Origin of the sequence: Reyranella sp., from assembly GCF_965227665.1 — a bacterium.
Lineage (GTDB): Bacteria > Pseudomonadota > Alphaproteobacteria > Reyranellales > Reyranellaceae > Reyranella.
Genome location: NZ_OZ245767.1, coordinates 1651836 through 1668291 on the forward strand (window position 1 = coordinate 1651836; position 16456 = coordinate 1668291).

A 16456-nucleotide genomic window follows, 5' to 3' on the forward strand; every position below is an offset into this window, starting at 1 on the left:
AGAATGTCCAAGGATATCGACCTCAAGAAGCACATTCGCTCGATCCCCGACTTCCCCAAGCCGGGCATCCTCTTCTACGACATCTCGACTTTGCTGGCGCACGCCAAGGCCTGGCATACGGCCATCGAGCGGCTGGCCGATCTGATCCGGCCGCACAAGCCCGACATGCTGGCGGGAATCGAATCGCGCGGCTTTCTGCTGGCCGCGCCGCTCGCCCTCGCGCTCGGCACCGGCTTCGTGATGATGCGCAAGCAGGGCAAGCTGCCCGGCACCACGGTGCGCCACACCTATGCGCTGGAATACGGCACCGACACGATCGAAATCCAGCAGGATGCCGTGCACAAGGGCGCGCGGGTCGTGCTGGTCGACGATCTGCTGGCAACCGGCGGCACCATGTCCGCCGCCGTGAACCTGCTCGAGACCGTCGGCGCCGTCGTGCCCGCGACCGCCGTCATCATCGAGCTCACCTTCCTCGAAGGCCGCAAGAGACTGACACCGCCGGTCGAAACGCTGCTGCAGTACGACAGCTAGAGACCTCATCCTGAGGAGCCGCGCAGAGCGCGGCGTCTCGAAGGATGGGTAACAGACGTGGTGCTCGTTCCCACCCTTCGAGACGCGGTCCTGCGGACCGCTCCTCAGGGTGAGGCATTGTTGTCCGACATGCTTTCCGCCTCGTCGCCAAACCCGCTACGATGCCGGCCGGAGGAAATGCATGTTCTCAGTGTCCGAGTGCTTCTCTGAAACCTATGCCGAGGCGCGTGCGAAGTTCTGCGGCGCCGCCGCCGAAGCCGGCGGCGCGCTGCGTTCCTGGTTGAACCCGAAGGCGCGCGGCCCCAACGGCGAGAGGCTGTTCCTCGACACGTCGCGCTTCGGGCCGGCCGACGCCGCGAACATGCTGGTGCTGATTGCCGGCACGCACGGGGTCGAGGGCCATTGCGGCTCGGGCGCCGAGATCGCGTGGATGCGCTCGGGTGGGCCGGCGAAGCTGCCGCCCGGCACCGGTGCGCTGCTGATCCATGCGCTCAACCCCTATGGCTTCGCGTGGACGCGCCGCGTCACCGAGGACAATGTCGATCTCAATCGCAACTTCGTCGATCACGACAAGGGCTATCCGAAGAACGACGGCTATCTCGAGATCGCTGACGCCGTCCTGCCGGCCGAGTGGAACGAGGCGAGCGCCGCCGAGACCGAACGCGTGTTCGGCGCCTTCGCGCAGAAGCACGGCGCCTTCGGCCTGCAGAGCGCGATCAGCGGCGGCCAGTATACGCACCCCGACGGGATCTTCTTCGGCGGCACAGCGCCCAGCTGGAGCAACCGCACGATCCGCGCCATCGCGCGCGAGGAACTCTCGCAGGCCAGGCGCGTCGGTATCATCGATTTTCATACCGGCCTCGGCCCGTTCGGCCATGGCGAGCTGATTTGCGCGGTGTCGCCCGCCGCCAAGTCGTTCGGCCGGGCCAAGGCCTGGTATGGCGACGAGATGACCTCGCCGGAAGGCGGCACCTCGACCTCGGCGGTGGTGGTCGGCGTCATGACCGACGCCTTCCCGCAGGAGCTGCCCGATGCCGAGGTGACGCCGGTGGCGCTGGAATACGGCACCTACACGGTGCCGGAGGTGCTGAACGCGGTGCGCGCCGACAACTGGCTGCATCATCGTGGCGACCTCGGCTCGGCGCAGGGCCACGCCCTGAAGGCGGACATGAAAGAGCGCTTCTTCCCGGCCGGCGACAAATGGCGGGAGATGGTGTGGGCACGCGCCGACCAGACCATCGGCTGGGCGCTGAAGGGAATGTCCGGGGGATGAGCCTCGCCGTGCCGAGCGAGGATACCGCCCGGCTGCGTCTGCAGAAGGTGTTGCAGCAGACCCCGCTGTTCGCCGACCTCGCCCCCGAAGCCCTGGCCGCCGTCGAGCACCAGCTCACCTTGCTGGTCCTGCCCGGCGGCGCGCCGTTGTTCCGCCAGGGCGAACCGGCCGACGCCGTCTATGTCGTGACGAGCGGTTCGCTTGGGGTGTTTCGGCATTACGAAGCCGGCGATTCCCGGGAACCCGTGCTGATCGCCGAGATTCCGCCGGGCAATCTCGTCGGCGAGATGTCGCTGCTGTCGCAGGGCAAGCGTACGCGTAGCGTGGCGGCGCTGCGCGACAGCGAGGTCTGGCGGCTGCCTCAGACCAGCTTCCACGCCCTCACCTCCAACCATCCCGAGGTTTTGCCGGCGCTGATGCGCAGCGTCGTGGCGCGCAATGCGCAGGATTCGGCCGGTGCCCGCCGCCAGCCGCGCACCTTCGCGTTGCTGCCGAGCGGCCCCGACGTTCCCTCGGCGCGCTTCGCGGTGATGCTGGCCAATGCGCTCGGCCGCATCGGCACCCAGGTGCAGATGCTGGGATCGGAATCGCTCGAGCAGGAGCCCGAATGGTTCGCGCGCTGCGAGATGGAATCGTCGTTCGTGCTCTACCGCGCCGATCCGACCCTGACACCCTGGACCGAACTCTGCCTGCGCCAGGCTGATTGCCTGGTCGTGATGCGCAACGCCGACAACGACGCCCCGACCCGGGTGCCCTTCGAGATCGAGACGGCCCAGAGCGGCGCGGTGTTCCACCGGCGCCGTGAGCTGGTGCTGCTGCACGAAGGTCACGATCCGAAAGCGGGCTCGACCGCGCCGCTGCTGGCGGGCGGCCTCTACGGCAACCACCATCACGTGCGGCTCGACATCCATGCCGACATCGACCGGCTGGCCCGCACCCTGACCGGTCATGCCGTGGGCGTCGTCATGGCCGGCGGCGGCGCGCGCGCCTTCACCCATATCGGCGTGGTCAAGGCGCTGCGCGAGTGCGGCGTGCCGATCGACCTGGTAGGCGGCACCAGCATGGGCGCCATTGTCGCGGCCGGCGTCGCCTCGCGCTGGAACGACCAGGAACTCGACGCGCGCTTCCGCCGCGCCTTCGTCGACAACAATCCTCTCAGCGATTACACGGTTCCGCTGATCTCGCTGTTCGGCGGCCGCCGGGTCACGCGCCTGCTGCGCATGGCGTTCGGCGAGAAGGACATCGAGGATCTGATCCTTCCCTATTACTGCATGACCGCGAACCTCACGACCTCCCGGGCCGACATCCATACGGTCGGGCGGCTGTGGCGATGGCTGCGCGCGTCGGTGTCGATTCCCGGCGTGATGCCGCCCTTCAACGAAGCCGGCGAAGTCCATGTCGATGGCGGGGTCATCGACAATTTCCCGGTGCGCGCGATGCAGCGGCTGGGTCGCGGCCTCACCATCGGCGTCGACATCGACACCGGCGGCGCGCTGTCCGCTGGCGAGGGCGTCATGGAGCCCTGGTCGGCGTGGCAGTTCTTCCGGCGCCTGGTCTGGAAGCGCAACGAGATGCTGCCCATCCCCTCGATCGTGCGCATCCTGCTGCGCTCGGCGCTGGTCGCCAGCACTTCGCGCGCGGCCGAGGATCGCGCCGCTGCGGATCTGCTGATCGTGCCGCCGATGACCCATATCGATCTGCTCGACTGGACGAGCTTCGACGCGGCGATCGAACTCGGCTACCGCACGACGATGGAAGGTCTCGAAAAGGCCCGCACCCTGCCAGTCGGCGTGCGTCTCTTCGTGTCGTGAGGGCACCCGGCAAGGAAAGGAAACCCCATGGCGGATGAGTCGACGGCACGGCAGATCGAGACCCTGAAGCAGCTCAATCACCACTACGTGCGCTCGGTCGGCGAAGCCGACGTCGAGTGGTTCGAGCGGCACCTGTCGGACGATTTCCACAATACAAATCCCGACGGTACCCTGATCGAGCGCGCCGCCTTCCTGGCCCAGATCGGCCGCGGCTCGGCGGTGAAGGACCTGCGCGAGCACGACGTGAAGATCCGACTGCTGGGCTCCTTCGCCATCATTCATGCCCGCACGAGCTACACCAGGCCCGACGGCAGCACGGGCGCCGGCTGGTACACCGACGACTGGCAGCTGCGGCCGGAGGGCTGGCGCTGCGTCTCGGCCCACGTCAGCCGCTCCTGAAAGCGCCCCCACCATGTCGCTGAACAGGGCTGCGGACACATCGCCGGCCGCCTGGCGCGTCGTCTTCGCGTGCTTCGTGACGGCCGTGTTCGCCTGGGGCTTCGGCTTCTATGCCCACGGCATCTATCTGGTCGAACTGCAGCGCGCCCGCGGCTGGTCGACGGGCTTCATCTCGTCGGTCGTGACCGCGCACTATCTGCTGGGTGCCCTGCTGTTGCCGCGCATCGCCGAAGCGATCGGCCGCTTTGGCCCGCGCACCGTGTTCCTGGCCGGCCTGTCGACCACCACCGCAGCTCTCATGCTGCTGCCGTCGGTCACCGAGCCGTGGCAGCTGGTCGTGCTCTACATCGTCATGGCGCCGGGCTGGAACGCCACCAGCGTGGCGCCGATCGCCGCCACCGTCGGCCAGTGGTTCGACCGCAAGCGCGGCCTCGCGCTCAATCTCGCGCTGAGCGGCGCCACCCTCGCCGGTCTGGTCGTCACGCCGGTGCTGCTGGCAGCCATTCCCGCGCTGGGTTTCGCGACGGCCGAGCGGCTGCTGGTGGCCCTCGGCATCGTCCTGGCCGCGGGTACCGTCGCGTTGTTCGTTCGCAGGGGGCCCCTCTCGCCCAAGCCGACGACGGTGCGGCTCCATCGGCTGGCCCCCCTGCGGGAGTGGCATTTCTGGAGCATCGCCGCGCCGTTCGCCCTCGTGCTGACGTCGCAGGTCGGCTTCCTTACCCATCTCGTGCCGTTGGTGACCTCCCGTGCGGCCGCCAGCGGACTGGCGATCGACCCCGCCCTTGCGGTGGGCATCAATGCCGTGACGGCGCTGGCCGGCCGTATCGTATTGGGGCTGGTCATCGACCGCCTCGAGCCGCGCCGCGCCTCGGCGATCTGCTTCCTGGTGCAGGCCGGCGCCATCGCGGTACTGGAATTCGTCGAGACACCGCTTGCAGTCTACGGCGCCTGTGCCGCCTATGGCCTCGCCGTCGGCAACATCATCACCCTGTCGCCGATGATCGTGCAGCGCGAATTCACAGCCGATCGTTTCCCCGCGATCGTCGCCCTCTCCACGGCGGTCATGCAGACCCTCTACGCCTTCGGGCCCGGCCTGCTGGGTGTCCTCCGCGACGCCTCCGGTGGGTACGGCGTGCCGCTGGCAGTCTGCATGGGGCTCAACCTCGCGGCGTCCGCCCTGATCCTGATGCGCGGGCGGCGACCGGCCTAGGCCAGGAACTTCAGCCCGTTCACCACCTTGTCGACGACCTTGCGCGGCCCATGCACGCCGATGCCGACAAAATCCATAGCATCGACCGGAGCGGCGGCGACGGCCGCGCGATTGTCGGCGTCGTTGGTCGTGGTGAACATCGGCTCGATGTAGATCGCGGGCACCAGCTCGCGCGACAGCGCCCGCTGGTGCGTCCGCCGAAGCTCGTCCAGCGTCGCGCCATAGACGAACACCGGCTCGCGGATCAGGGCCGTGTAGGCCCGTCCGCTGCCGTCGCGATAAGGCTCACCCATCATATGGGCATGGGTGCCGGCGAGGCCGCCCGCCAGGAAAGCAGCGACATTGGCCACCTGCCAGGCGGCCAGTTCCTTGCGCAGCACCAGGGCTGTCTTGGTTTCGTAGATCATGCCGCCGATATGAGGCATGGTGCCCCTATCGTCTTGAACGTTCGTGCATGACCCTCGACCAGATTCGCCTCGACCGACCGGCCTCCGGCCTGCAGCGCCTCGAAGGGCGGTTCGGCGGCCATGCCTACGACCTGCACCGGCACGAGACCTACGGGATCGGCCTCACCCTCTATGGCGTGCAGCAGTTCCACTATCGCGGCAGCCTGCGGGCCAGCCGGGCGCGGCAGGTCCTGGTGCTGCATCCCGACGAGGCGCATGACGGCCATGCCGGCGAGGGCCGCGCCTTCGCCTATCGCATGCTCTATCTCGATCCGGCTGCGATCTCCCAGGCGCTCGGCGGCACGAGCCCGCCCCATGTCGCGGAGGCGGTCGGGCACGATCCCGAAACGGCGAGGGTCATCGAAGAGGCCTTTGTCGACTTCCCGCAGCCTCTGGAGCCGCTGGCGATCGACGCCACGATCGGCCGCCTCGCCGATCTCCTGGCGCGGCGGGGCGACGGCGGCCCCCGCCGGGGACGTGGCAGCGTCGCCCTCCGCGCCGTGCGGCTGGCCCGCGATTTCCTGGTGACCGAATCCCATCGTGTCGTGGGCTCGGACGAGCTGGAGAGGGTGAGCGGGCTCGACCGCTTCACCCTTGCCCGTCACTTCCGCTCGGTCTTCGGCACCTCGCCCCATCGTTACCAGGTCGGCCGGCGCCTGATGCGCGCGCAGGCCCTGATCGTCGAGGGCAGCCCCCTGTCCGACGCCGCGGCCGCCGCGGGCTTCGCCGACCAGAGCCATCTCACACGGCATTTCTCCGCCCGGTTCGGCGTCACGCCGGGCCGTTGGGCCGCCCTGTCGCGACGCAGCTAGAGCGGAAAGCGGCCGTCGGCGTCCAGCGTGTCGGCCGCCCACCAGCCGCGGCGCAGGCCCGCCAATGTTCCCGCCAGCAGGCGCCGGACGGGTGGGGTCAGGCAGGCCCGGTGCAGGAGGAGGTCGCGCGGGATCGCGAGCAGATCGTGATGCGACTGGAAGAACGGCGTCAGCAGGTGGCTGGCGGTTCCGTAGAACCGATTGGACGGTCCCCGCCGCGCGGCGAACCGCTCCATCGCCTGGGGCACGTCGCCGGCCTCGGCCAGGCTGCGGGCCAGCGCATGGGCGTCGAGCAGGCCGAGATTGGCGCCCTGACCGAGCTGCGGGCTGGTCCCGTGCGCGGCATCGCCGATGAACAGGACCGGCCCGTCGTTCCAGCGTGGCAGGGAGACGTGTCGGTAGGTTGCGCGCGCGAAATCGCCGGCGTCGAATGCGCGTTCGATGATCGGGACCGCGTCCGGCCAGAGCGCCAGCGCCTCGTGCCGCACCGCCTCGAGATCGAGGGCCCGGTCGACTTCAAGCGCGGGCGTGGGCAGGCTCCAGAACATCGTGAGCCTGTCGGATGCGACCGGGAGGACGCCCATCATCGACGACGTGCCGGCAAAGCGCTGCCGCAGCAGGCCTATTGCACCGAACGCATGGGTATCCGGTACAGTCGTCCAGAGGCAGCCCCACGGGTAAATGGGTGCCCGGCCCCGCGGGAAGACGCGGGGCCTCAGTGCGGAATTCGCTCCGTCCGCGACCACCAGGAGATCGAAGGGGCCGTGCCGGCGGGCCTTGCGGTCGAGGGCAACAGCCCGGGCGCCCTCGCGCTCGACGTCCACGATTTCGACGCCGGCGACCAGCCGGGCACCCGCGCCGAGGGCCCGGCTGTGCAACAGGTCGAACAGGGGCGAACGGCCAATACCCAGCGCGAACGCCGCCGGATGCAGGTCGCCATAGGCGAGGTCTATGACCCGGACACCCCACTGGTTTTCGCCCACGATCCCGTCGATCCGCGCGCCTGCGGCGACCGCCTCCTGCTCGAGCCCGAGGGCGCGCAGGACCGAAAGGCCGGTGGGCTGCAGCAACAGCCCGGCGCCCACCGCTTGCGGCTGCTCGAAGCGTTCCAGCAGAGTGACGACATGTCCGGCATCGGCCAGGAAGCCTGCTGCGGCTTGGCCAGCGATGCCGCAGCCCACGATACCGATCTCAAGAGACCCCAACGCGCTCCACCCTCATAGCCTCTGTACCCCATACAACGAAAAAGGGTGGCCCGCAGGCCACCCCTCGATCCGTTGTTTCGTCGAGCGGCGCTCAGAGGCCGCCGTTCACGACGAGGCACTGGCCGCTGACATAATCGCTATCGGGGCTGCAGAAAAGATAAACCGAACCGGCCGCTTCCTCCGGCAGGCCGCCGCGGCCCAGCGGAATCATCTGGTTCAGCGCGGCGAGGCGACCGCCCTGGACACCGATCTTGACGGTGCGGCCCTGGACCTCGATCTCGCCCGACTCGCCCTGGGCCAGCGGCTTGGTGAGGCGCGTCTGGATATAGCCGAAGGCCACGGCGTTCACCGTGACGTCGTAGCGGCCGAATTCCTTCGCCAGGGTCTTGGTCAGGCCGACGATGCCCGCCTTGCCCGCGGAATAATTGGACTGGCCGGCATTGCCGTTGACGCCCGAGGTCGAGGAGATGTTCACGACCTTGCGCACGATGCGCTTGCCCTCGGCCCGTTCCTTCTCGACGGCGTCCTTGAAGTGCTGCTGGAAGGCCCGGAGGATGCGGAACGGCGCCGTCAGGTGGACGTCGAGGATGGCGTACCACTGCTCGTCGGTCATCTTCTGGATGACCGAGTCCCAAGTGTAGCCGGCATTGTTCACGACCACGTGACAGTCGCCGAACGCATCGACGGCCGCCTTCACGATGCGATCGCCGAAGTCGGGCTTGGAGACGTCACCGTTGCAGGCCACCGCCTTGCCGCCCGCCTTGACGATCTCGGCGACGGTCTCTTCCGCCGGCGCGTCGTCGATGTCGTTGATCACGACGCTGGCGCCGTCGCGCACCAGGCGCAGCGCGATCTCCTTGCCGATGCCGCGTCCCGAACCGGTGACGATCGCCACCTTACCATCCATCTGACCCATGTCTGCCTCCTGTTCTTGCATGGGAGCGCGCCACTCCAGGGGCGCGCTCCTCCTGGTCCTAGTTGAGCGCGACCGTGGCGGTGCCCTGAAGCGTGTCCTGGCCGTTCTGGTTGGTGCACTTCACCTCGAGATCGACCAGCGTCTCGCCGTCCTTCTCGCGCTTGCCCGTGACCTTGCCCGACACGGTGATGACGTCGCCCACCCAGGTGATCGAGGTGAAGCGGGTGCCGAGGCCGCGGACCTGCTTCTGCGGCACCCAGGAGGTGACCAGGCGGCCGAGGAAGGCCATCGACAGCATGCCGTGGGCGAACACGTCCTTGAAACCGAACTTCTTGGCGAAGTCGAGATCGACGTGGATCGGGTTGTGGTCGCCCGAGCCGCCGCAATAGAGGGCGAGCTGGTGGCGGCTGATCGGCGGCAGCACCAGCGGCTTGAGTTCGTCGCCGATCTTCACGTCGGCAAATTTCGGAGCGGTCGCAGTTGCCATGAGTGCCTCCCTTACTTCTTCGCCGCGTCGGGGTTGCGCACGACGGTGACGCCGCGGCCCTTGGCCAGCAGCTTGCCCGCCTGATCCTTCATCTCCATCTCCTGGACGACGAACCACAGGGCGCCGCCCTTCTTGTCGTAGATGTCGACGACCTTCTCCTGGCAGGTGACGACGTCGCCCACCACGACCGGCGCGTAGTATTCGAAGTGCTGCTCGCCGTGCAGGATCAATCCGATATCGACGTTGAGCAGGCGCAGCAGCCCGCCCTTGTTGGGATCGTCGGCCTGCAGGGCACGCAGGAAGGTGAGCGGCGCGGTGATGCCGCGATAGCCCGCGGCCTTCGCTGCGGCTTCGTCGGAATAGATCGGGTCTTCCTCGCCGATGGCCTTGCAGAACAGCTTGATCTTGCCCGCCTCGACGGTGGCGGTGAACGGCTCGAATTCGTGGCCGATGAGCTTCTTGTCGAGCTCCATGGATGCCTCCTCCTCAAACGCGAAAATAAAACGCCCTCGCCTTGCACGGAGAGGGCGCCAAGCGCTCGCTGTCATCCCGAGCGCAGCAAGGGACCTTTACCTCGAGCGAAAGGTCCCTCGGCTGCGCCTCGGGATGACAAGATGCGAATTACTCGTAGCGGCCGACGATGGCCACGCTGGCGATGTTCTCGCGCGGTGCGCCGCCGAGATTGTGCGTCATGCCGATGCGCGGGTCCTTGAGCTGGCGGGCGCCGGCCTTGCCCTGGATCTGCAGGTACATCTCGTACAGCATGCGCAGGCCCGAGGCGCCGATCGGATGACCGAAGCACTTGAGGCCGCCGTCGATCTGGCAGGGGATCTTGCCGTCGGCGTCGTAGAAGCCGTCGAGCACGTCCTTCCAGCCCTTGCCGGTCTCGGAGATGTGGAGGTCTTCCATGGTCACCAGCTCGGTGACCGAGAAGCAGTCATGGACCTCGAACATCGACACTTCGTCGCGCGGGCTCTTGATGCCGGCCTCTTCGTAGGCCTTCTTCGAGGCGATGCGGGTCGTGTGGAAGTAGCTGCCATCCCAGGAATTGTGGCCCGACTCGGAGCCGTTCGAGACCGAAAGCTGCAGCGCCTTGACGCTGACGATGTCCTTCTTGCCGAGCGCCTTGGCGATCTCCGGCGTCGTCACGATGGCTGCGGCCGCGCCGTCCGACACGCCGCAGCAGTCGAACAGGCCGAGCGGCGAGGCGATCATCGGCGCGTTGAGGATGGTGTCCATCTCGACGGCCTTCTGCAGATGGGCCTTCGGGTTCTTGGCGCCGTTCTGGTGGCTCTTCCACGAGACGTGGCCGATCGCCTTCTTGAGGTCTTCGCCGGAAACGCCGTGCGCGGTCATGTAGGCGGTGGCGAGCTGGGCGAAGTTGCCCGGCGCGGTGCCATTGGCGTTCCACAGGACCTGCAGCGGGCCGCCGCGGCCGCCGGGAAGGCCGCCGTAGCCGGTGTCCTTGAGCTTCTCGACGCCCAGCGCCAGCGCGAAGTCGGCGGCGCCGGAGGCGACCGCGTAGCAGGCGCCGCGGAACGCCTCGGTGCCCGACGCGCACATGTTCTCGACGTGCGTCACGGGAATGTTCGGCAGGCGCAGCGTCATCGACAGCGGAATGCCGGACTTGCCGACATGAACCTCGTCGATGGCGGTCGAGAACCAGGCCGCCTGGAGCTGGTTCTGGTCGATGCCCGCGTCCTTCAGGCATTCCTTGTAGGCTTCGAGCATCAGCTCCTCGGCGCCGCTGTCCCAGCGTTCGCCGAACTTCGAGCAGCCCATGCCGAGAATAGCGACCTTGTCCTTGATACCACGAGCCATTGCAGGTCTCCTTGGTGGTGAGGTTGAACTCTTGAAACTAACGAAACTCTTGACCCGGGAAGGCGATACGAGCCGACAGGCTCAAACCGGAGTCGCCTTCCAGAAGTAACGCTTGAAGCCACCGCGCATCTGGTCGTTGTCGCGCATGCGGAAGGTCATGCGCATCTTGGCGCCGACCTTCACCTGATCCTTGTCGCTGTCCGTGAAGTCGGCCATGAACCGCCCGCCCTCGGGGAAGGTGATCATGCCGTAATACGCCGGCGGGTCCGGCGAATAGGTGAGCGAGTCGGCGGTGAACGACATCACCGAACATTCCAGTCCGGCCATCGCATAGGGTTCCTGGCTGTCCATCGCATGGCAGTTCGGATTGACGCAGACCTGGCTGCGCGGGAACTGCACGGTGCCGCACACCTTGCACTTGCCGCCGACCAGCCCGTAGATCATGTCGCGCTTGCGCCACAGGACCGACAGCGCTGTCTTCTTGTCGAACTCCGCGCGCATGCCCTTGTCGATCGGCAGCATCTCGTTGAAGGCGAGGAACTTCATGTAGTTCTTCTCTTCCTTCCGGCGCGCCATCCAGCCCGACAGGCCCTTGCGCGCGGGAAGCTTGTCCTTCTCGGCCGTGACCTCGAACACCAGGACGTCGACGCCCTGGCCGAAAGCCACGACCATGATCTTGTCGCCCGCCTTGGCGCCTTCGAGCGCGTCGACCAGCATGACCAGCGCATGGGCAGCACCCGTGTCGCCGAGCGTCGCGCCGAGCAGGTCGCGCACCGCGCCCTCGCCGATGCCCACCATCTTGGCCATCTGCTTCGGCACCGCCGGCATCGGGCTCGGCATGATGAAGTGCGTGATGTCCGAGCCGTTGAGCTTGCAGGCGGCAAGAGCGGCCTTGATCGCCGGCGGCACGATCTTCGAGTAGCCCTCGTCGCGGATCCAGCGCTCTTCCCAGCCATAGTCGAAGTCCGACTCGTCGCCACGGAAGTGATCGACGAAATCCATCGACACCGAATGATGACCGACCAGCCTGGCGATCACGTTCTCGGTGCCGCACAGCAGCGCCGCAGCGCCATCGCCGTAGTTCAGCTCGTTCGACGAGGCAACGCGGGCCATGCGCTTGTCGGCGGCGGCGACCAGCGTCGGGGCGCCTTCCTTCGACGCGTTGAGGCCGGCGATGAGCGCCGAGGTCCCGGCCTTGAGCGAGCCGCCGATGTCGGTGGCCGAGAGGTTCTGCTCGACGTTCAGCGCCGTGCCGATCACACCGGCATTCTGGCGATCCTTGAACGGATGCGTCGTCGAGGCGAAGTAGATGTTACGGACATCCTCGGCCTTGTGGCTGGTCAGGCAGTCGCGCGACGCCTCGACCGCCATCGTGATCGAATCCTCGTCCCAGTTGGCCATCGAGCGTTCGCCCTTGGCGAGGCCGCGCAGGCCGGCGGCGAACCACTTGTTCGCATCGTAGACGGCCTGACGGTTGAGACGCAGGCGCGGCACATAGGCGCCATAGGCGACGATTCCGACCATCGTTCTTCTTCCTCCACCTGGTCCGACCGCAGTCGGTTCATGAACGAGCGTTTATGCCGTCGCTCTTAGCGCGCTCGCCCTTTTCGGGCGAGCCGGTTTTCTCCGTCGCAGCGCATGGCGCGAAATTATCTTCCGGTCTGCGGAACGCCGCCGCTGGGCGGCATCTCGCGAACGAGGTTGCGATAGCCGGCGCCTTCAGGGATGTGCAGGAACTTCTTGCCGTCCCGCTCTTCGACCCAGGGCTGGACGGTGACGATCTTGCGCGCGCCGGCCGCCGCGATCGCGCCCGCGACCGTCTTGCCCTCCGCCAGCAGTTCGAGGTTCTTGGTCGTGGCATGGACGAGCGTCCGCTTGCCGGCCTTGGCCTCCTCGATCGCTTCCTGAGGTCCGATCCAGACCGAGTCCGTCGACTCCGACCCGTCGTGCAGGGCGATCTGATCCTCCGGCGCCTCGGCCAGGAAGAACCAGGTGTCGAAGCGTTTCGGCACGAAGGTCGGCGTGATCCAGTGCGCGTAGGGTGTCATCAGCTCCGTCGCGATCTCCAGGTCCTCGGCCTCGACCATGTCGACGATGCTGGCCTCGTCCTTGGCGAGCTTGGCGCGCCAGCGCTCTTCGATCCCCTTGAGGTCCGCCGCCCCGATCAGCGCCCGCTGGCCGCGCTTGCGGGCCAGCAGGACGCCGCATTCCTCGAAGGCCTCGCGCACGCCGGCGACCCGGAACTTGAGTTCGGCATCGTCGATCTTGTCGGCGCCGCCGCAGCGCGCCCGCAGCGACGGGGCGCCGTCAGCCTCCTCCAGCTTGCCGCCGGGAAACACGAGTGCGCCGGAGAAGGAATCGATCTGGTGATGACGCACCACCATGAACACTTCCAGCGGCGATGCGGCGTCGCCCGGCTGCGACGGACGCAGCAGCAGCACGGTGGTGGCGGGCCGCGGCGCGGCGCCCTCTTTCTTGGGTTCGGTCATCTTTTCCTGCATTCCTGTGACACTGAAGTTTCCCATACAACCAGCGACAGTGCCATTGGGCGGGTGTATCCTGACATTGTCCATTCCGCTCTGAAGGAGCATCGCCATGACAATGTCCTCCAACACCCCGCTTCCTCCCAATCTCGCGGAAGGCCTCAAGGTCCTGCGCGCCAAGTGGGGATGGATCGTGGCCCTGGGCGTCGTGTTCCTGATCGCTGGCTTCATTGCGCTCGGCAGTGCCGTCGCCGCAACCGCCTCGGCCGTCATGATCGTCGGCATCATGATGATCATGGGCGGCGTCGCGGAAATCGTCGCGGCCTTCAGCGTCAAGGGCTGGGGCAAGTTCGCCGTCTGGATGCTGCTCGGCCTGCTCTATGTCGGCGCCGGCGTCATCGCCATCGGCAACCCCTTCGCGGCGGCCACCATCCTGACGCTGATGCTGGGCGCGGCGCTCGTGGCCGGCGGCGTGCTGCGCATCTTCCTAGCCTTCAGCATGAAGTCGGCCGGCAAGCCGTGGGGCTGGGTCGTCGTGTCCGGTCTCGTGACCCTGCTGCTGGGCGCCATGATCATCGCCCAGTGGCCGGCCTCGAGCTTCTTCGTGCTGGGCATCTTCCTCGGCATCGACCTGATCTTCATCGGCTCGGGCTGGGTGACGATGGGCCTGGCGCTGAAGAACCGCCCCGTCGCCTGAGGCCTACTTCCGGGTCGGATCCTCGGCGACCTGCACCAGCAGCTTGCCGAAGTTCCGGCCCTTCAGGAGGCCGATGAAGGCCTCGGGCGCGTTCTCGATGCCCTTCACGACATCCTCGCGGTACTTGATCCTGCCGGCCTTCACGAGCGGCGGCACTTCCTTCCAGAAATCGGCCATCTGGCCGAAGTGATCGGAGACGATGAACCCGGTCACGGTGGCGCGCTTGATCAGCAGCAGGCGCCAGTCGGGACCGGGGCTCATCTGCATCTCGTTGTATTGCGAGATCAGGCCACAGAGCGGCACCCGCGCGAAGTCGTTGAGCTGAGGCACGACCGCCGCCTGCACCGCCCCGCCCACGTTCTCGAAATAGACGTCGATGCCCTTGGGCGCCGCGGCCCGCAGCTCCTTGAACAGGTTGCCGCCGGCGGCGCGATAGTCGACGCAGGCGTCGAAGCCCAGCTCGTTCACGACGTAGTCGCACTTCTCCTTGCCCCCGGCGATGCCGACCGCGCGGCAGCCCTTGATCTTCGCGAGCTGGCCGACCACCGAGCCGACGGCACCGGACGCCGCCGACACCACGACGGTCTCGCCCGCCTTGGGCTTGCCGATCTCCATCAGGCCCCACCACGCCGTCATGCCCGGCATGCCGAGCACCGACAGCGCGGTCGAGAGCGGCGCGGCGTCGGGATCGAGCTTCATCGACATGTCGCCGGTCGAGACGGCGTAGCTCTGCCAGCCGGCATACTCGACGACATAATCGCCTTCGTTGAAACGCGGGTTCCTCGACTTCACCACCTGGCCCACCGTGCCGCCGACCATCGCGTCCCCGAGATTGACGTTCGAGGCGTAGCCCTTGGCCTCGGCCATGCGGCCGCGCATGTAAGGATCGAGCGACAGCCAGATCGTGCGCGACAGATACTCGCCGTCCTTGGGTTCGGGGATCGCCTGGTCGACGACCTCGAAATTGGCGGGCGTCGGCTCGCCCTGCGGGCGGGACTTCAGCAGCACGCGACGATTGGTGGCCATGGAATCCTCCGTTGATTTGCGGCACGGTATCATGCCGATGAAAGCTCGCGAAACGCTGCGCCTCCTCCTCGCCCTGCTCCTTCTGCTATGGAGTGGCGCCGTGACCGCCCAAACTCTCACCGCCGAGGAACGCGCCCTGATCGATGCGACGCAACGCAACGACGTCGAGACCGCGCGCCGGCTGATCGCCGCGGGGACCAGCGTCGACGCCCAGGACGAGAAGCGCGACAGCGCCTTCCTGCTGGCCGGCGCCGAGGGGTGGCTGGAAATCCTGAAGCTCACGCTGAAGGCCGGCGCCGACCTCAAGAGCACCAACCGCTACGGCGGGACGGCGCTGATCCCGGCCTGCCATCACGGCCATGTCGAGACGGTGCGTGAACTGCTGAAGACCGCGATCGACGTGAACCATGTGAACCGGCTCGGCTGGACCGCCCTGCTCGAGGTCGTGATCCTGGGCGACGGCGGCCCGGCCTATATCGAAATCGCGCGCCTGCTGGTCGAGCACGGCGCCAACGTCAATCTTCCCGACAACCAGGGCGTCACGCCGCTCGGTCACGCAAGACAGCGCGGCCAGCGCGAGATCGCTTCGATCCTGGAGGCCGCCGGCGCGCGCTGAATGGTCAAGTCCCGTACCTACGTCTGTCTTCCCGGTGCCTGGATGGGCGCCTGGTCCTGGAAATTCGTCATCGAGCGCCTGACGGCCGAGGGCCATGACGCCCGCGCCCTGCCCTTTTGCGGCATCGGCGAGCGCGCGGCGGAACTGTCGCCCGAGCTCGACAACGACGTGTTCCTGGCCGAGACGATCGCGACGATTGAGAAGGAGGACCTGCGCGACATCGTGCTGGTCGGCCACAGTTTCGGCAGCCTGATCGCCACCCTCGTCACCGATCGTATCCCCGAACGGATCGGCCATCTCGTCATCATCGACGGTGGCATCGCGACCGATGGCCAGTCGATCTTCGGCCGCATCCCGCCCGAGATCGTGGCCAAGCGAAAGAAGTTGATAAAAGTCGTGAACGACACCGAGGTGCTGCCCTTCGCGCCGGTCGGCAGCCTGATCATCGACGATCCCGAGCTGGCCGCCTGGACGCACAGCCATCTCACGCCGCATCCCGTCGCCTGCTACACCAAGCCGATCACGCTCCACAATCCCGCCGGAAACGGCCGGCCGATGACCTACATCGCCTGCACCAAGCCGCGCTATCCGGTGTCGGCCGGCATGCACGAGAAGGTCCAGGCGATGCCGCACGTCCGCTACCGCTCGATCGAGGCCGGCCACAACTGCATCATCTCGGCACCGGACCTGGTGGCTGCTGAGTTGCTGGCGATCCCGCGGTGA

General features: G+C 67.3%; 18 protein-coding genes. 9 read left to right on the top strand and 9 right to left on the bottom strand.

The window, feature by feature from the left end; translation table 11 throughout:
* Positions 1–3: 3 nt before the first annotated feature.
* From ACO07I_RS07905 to ACO07I_RS07925, 5 genes are all read left to right on the top strand, one after another.
* Entirely contained in the window at positions 4–531 is a 528-nt protein-coding gene (locus ACO07I_RS07905; protein ID WP_422016020.1) for an adenine phosphoribosyltransferase, read from the top strand.
* A gap of 181 nt (positions 532–712) precedes the next feature.
* On the top strand, positions 713–1804 hold the full coding sequence (locus ACO07I_RS07910; RefSeq protein ID WP_422016022.1) for a M14 family metallopeptidase: 1092 nt from the start codon (positions 713–715) through the stop codon (positions 1802–1804).
* A complete protein-coding gene (locus ACO07I_RS07915) occupies positions 1801–3615 on the top strand; it encodes a patatin-like phospholipase family protein (protein WP_422016024.1) in 1815 nt (604 codons plus the stop codon). The genes ACO07I_RS07910 and ACO07I_RS07915 overlap by 4 nt, the downstream gene beginning before the upstream one ends.
* A gap of 27 nt (positions 3616–3642) precedes the next feature.
* Positions 3643–4014 carry a nuclear transport factor 2 family protein gene (locus tag ACO07I_RS07920; protein WP_422016026.1) on the top strand — a complete coding sequence of 124 codons (372 nt, stop codon included), beginning with the start codon at positions 3643–3645 and terminating at the stop codon, positions 4012–4014.
* A gap of 13 nt (positions 4015–4027) precedes the next feature.
* Positions 4028–5224 (top strand): MFS transporter, encoded by a 1197-nt coding sequence (locus ACO07I_RS07925; protein ID WP_422016028.1) that lies wholly within the window; start codon positions 4028–4030, stop codon positions 5222–5224.
* Here ACO07I_RS07925 and ACO07I_RS07930 read toward each other — a convergent pair.
* The gene (locus ACO07I_RS07930; RefSeq protein ID WP_422016030.1) at positions 5221–5649 is read right to left on the bottom strand and encodes a DUF2000 family protein; all 429 of its coding nucleotides are present in this window, start codon (positions 5647–5649) and stop codon (positions 5221–5223) included. The genes ACO07I_RS07925 and ACO07I_RS07930 overlap by 4 nt on opposite strands.
* Before the next feature lie 29 nt (positions 5650–5678).
* Here ACO07I_RS07930 and ACO07I_RS07935 point away from each other — a divergent pair, with 29 nt between their 5' ends.
* Entirely contained in the window at positions 5679–6482 is an 804-nt protein-coding gene (locus tag ACO07I_RS07935) for a helix-turn-helix domain-containing protein (protein WP_422016032.1), read from the top strand.
* Here ACO07I_RS07935 and ACO07I_RS07940 read toward each other — a convergent pair.
* From ACO07I_RS07940 to ACO07I_RS07970, 7 genes are all read right to left on the bottom strand, one after another.
* Positions 6479–7663: an FAD-dependent oxidoreductase gene (locus ACO07I_RS07940; RefSeq protein ID WP_422016034.1), complete on the bottom strand. Its 1185-nt coding sequence runs from the start codon at positions 7661–7663 to the stop codon at positions 6479–6481. The two genes, ACO07I_RS07935 and ACO07I_RS07940, sit on opposite strands and share 4 nt — an antisense overlap.
* Before the next feature lie 115 nt (positions 7664–7778).
* Positions 7779–8603, bottom strand: coding sequence for an SDR family NAD(P)-dependent oxidoreductase (locus ACO07I_RS07945; protein ID WP_422016036.1), 825 nt, complete (start codon positions 8601–8603; stop codon positions 7779–7781).
* A gap of 58 nt (positions 8604–8661) precedes the next feature.
* Entirely contained in the window at positions 8662–9090 is a 429-nt protein-coding gene (locus tag ACO07I_RS07950; RefSeq protein ID WP_422016038.1) for a MaoC family dehydratase, read from the bottom strand.
* Between the two features lie 11 nt (positions 9091–9101).
* A complete protein-coding gene (locus ACO07I_RS07955) occupies positions 9102–9563 on the bottom strand; it encodes a MaoC family dehydratase N-terminal domain-containing protein (RefSeq protein ID WP_422016040.1) in 462 nt (153 codons plus the stop codon).
* 148 nt (positions 9564–9711) lie between these two features.
* On the bottom strand, positions 9712–10911 hold the full coding sequence (locus ACO07I_RS07960) for an acetyl-CoA acetyltransferase (RefSeq protein ID WP_422016042.1): 1200 nt from the start codon (positions 10909–10911) through the stop codon (positions 9712–9714).
* Positions 10912–10992: 81 nt separating this feature from the next.
* The gene (locus ACO07I_RS07965; protein ID WP_422016044.1) at positions 10993–12435 is read right to left on the bottom strand and encodes a hydroxymethylglutaryl-CoA synthase family protein; all 1443 of its coding nucleotides are present in this window, start codon (positions 12433–12435) and stop codon (positions 10993–10995) included.
* A 125-nt stretch (positions 12436–12560) separates the two neighbouring features.
* Positions 12561–13400 (bottom strand): NUDIX hydrolase, encoded by an 840-nt coding sequence (locus ACO07I_RS07970; protein WP_422016046.1) that lies wholly within the window; start codon positions 13398–13400, stop codon positions 12561–12563.
* A gap of 106 nt (positions 13401–13506) precedes the next feature.
* On the opposite strand from ACO07I_RS07970, the gene ACO07I_RS07975 reads away from it, so the two are divergent.
* On the top strand, positions 13507–14091 hold the full coding sequence (locus tag ACO07I_RS07975) for an HdeD family acid-resistance protein (protein WP_422016048.1): 585 nt from the start codon (positions 13507–13509) through the stop codon (positions 14089–14091).
* A 3-nt stretch (positions 14092–14094) separates the two neighbouring features.
* Here ACO07I_RS07975 and ACO07I_RS07980 read toward each other — a convergent pair whose 3' ends face one another.
* The gene (locus ACO07I_RS07980; protein ID WP_422016050.1) at positions 14095–15117 is read right to left on the bottom strand and encodes an NADP-dependent oxidoreductase; all 1023 of its coding nucleotides are present in this window, start codon (positions 15115–15117) and stop codon (positions 14095–14097) included.
* A 100-nt stretch (positions 15118–15217) separates the two neighbouring features.
* On the opposite strand from ACO07I_RS07980, the gene ACO07I_RS07985 reads away from it, so the two are divergent.
* On the top strand, positions 15218–15733 hold the full coding sequence (locus tag ACO07I_RS07985; RefSeq protein WP_422016052.1) for an ankyrin repeat domain-containing protein: 516 nt from the start codon (positions 15218–15220) through the stop codon (positions 15731–15733).
* A complete protein-coding gene (locus ACO07I_RS07990; RefSeq protein ID WP_422016054.1) occupies positions 15734–16456 on the top strand; it encodes an alpha/beta fold hydrolase in 723 nt (240 codons plus the stop codon).

Bases quoted from the DNA above. Each gene is read 5' to 3' on its own strand.
- ACO07I_RS07905 (WP_422016020.1), top strand. From the start codon at position 4: ATGTCCAAGGATATCGACCTCAAGAAGCACATTCGCTCGATCCCCGAC.
- ACO07I_RS07910 (WP_422016022.1), top strand. From the start codon at position 713: ATGTTCTCAGTGTCCGAGTGCTTCTCTGAAACCTATGCCGAGGCGCGT.
- ACO07I_RS07915 (WP_422016024.1), top strand. From the start codon at position 1,801: ATGAGCCTCGCCGTGCCGAGCGAGGATACCGCCCGGCTGCGTCTGCAG.
- ACO07I_RS07920 (WP_422016026.1), top strand. From the start codon at position 3,643: ATGGCGGATGAGTCGACGGCACGGCAGATCGAGACCCTGAAGCAGCTC.
- ACO07I_RS07925 (WP_422016028.1), top strand. From the start codon at position 4,028: ATGTCGCTGAACAGGGCTGCGGACACATCGCCGGCCGCCTGGCGCGTC.
- ACO07I_RS07930 (WP_422016030.1), bottom strand. From the start codon at position 5,649: ATGCCTCATATCGGCGGCATGATCTACGAAACCAAGACAGCCCTGGTG.
- ACO07I_RS07935 (WP_422016032.1), top strand. From the start codon at position 5,679: ATGACCCTCGACCAGATTCGCCTCGACCGACCGGCCTCCGGCCTGCAG.
- ACO07I_RS07945 (WP_422016036.1), bottom strand. From the start codon at position 8,603: ATGGGTCAGATGGATGGTAAGGTGGCGATCGTCACCGGTTCGGGACGC.
- ACO07I_RS07950 (WP_422016038.1), bottom strand. From the start codon at position 9,090: ATGGCAACTGCGACCGCTCCGAAATTTGCCGACGTGAAGATCGGCGAC.
- ACO07I_RS07955 (WP_422016040.1), bottom strand. From the start codon at position 9,563: ATGGAGCTCGACAAGAAGCTCATCGGCCACGAATTCGAGCCGTTCACC.
- ACO07I_RS07960 (WP_422016042.1), bottom strand. From the start codon at position 10,911: ATGGCTCGTGGTATCAAGGACAAGGTCGCTATTCTCGGCATGGGCTGC.
- ACO07I_RS07965 (WP_422016044.1), bottom strand. From the start codon at position 12,435: ATGGTCGGAATCGTCGCCTATGGCGCCTATGTGCCGCGCCTGCGTCTC.
- ACO07I_RS07970 (WP_422016046.1), bottom strand. From the start codon at position 13,400: ATGACCGAACCCAAGAAAGAGGGCGCCGCGCCGCGGCCCGCCACCACC.
- ACO07I_RS07975 (WP_422016048.1), top strand. From the start codon at position 13,507: ATGACAATGTCCTCCAACACCCCGCTTCCTCCCAATCTCGCGGAAGGC.
- ACO07I_RS07980 (WP_422016050.1), bottom strand. From the start codon at position 15,117: ATGGCCACCAATCGTCGCGTGCTGCTGAAGTCCCGCCCGCAGGGCGAG.
- ACO07I_RS07990 (WP_422016054.1), top strand. From the start codon at position 15,734: ATGGTCAAGTCCCGTACCTACGTCTGTCTTCCCGGTGCCTGGATGGGC.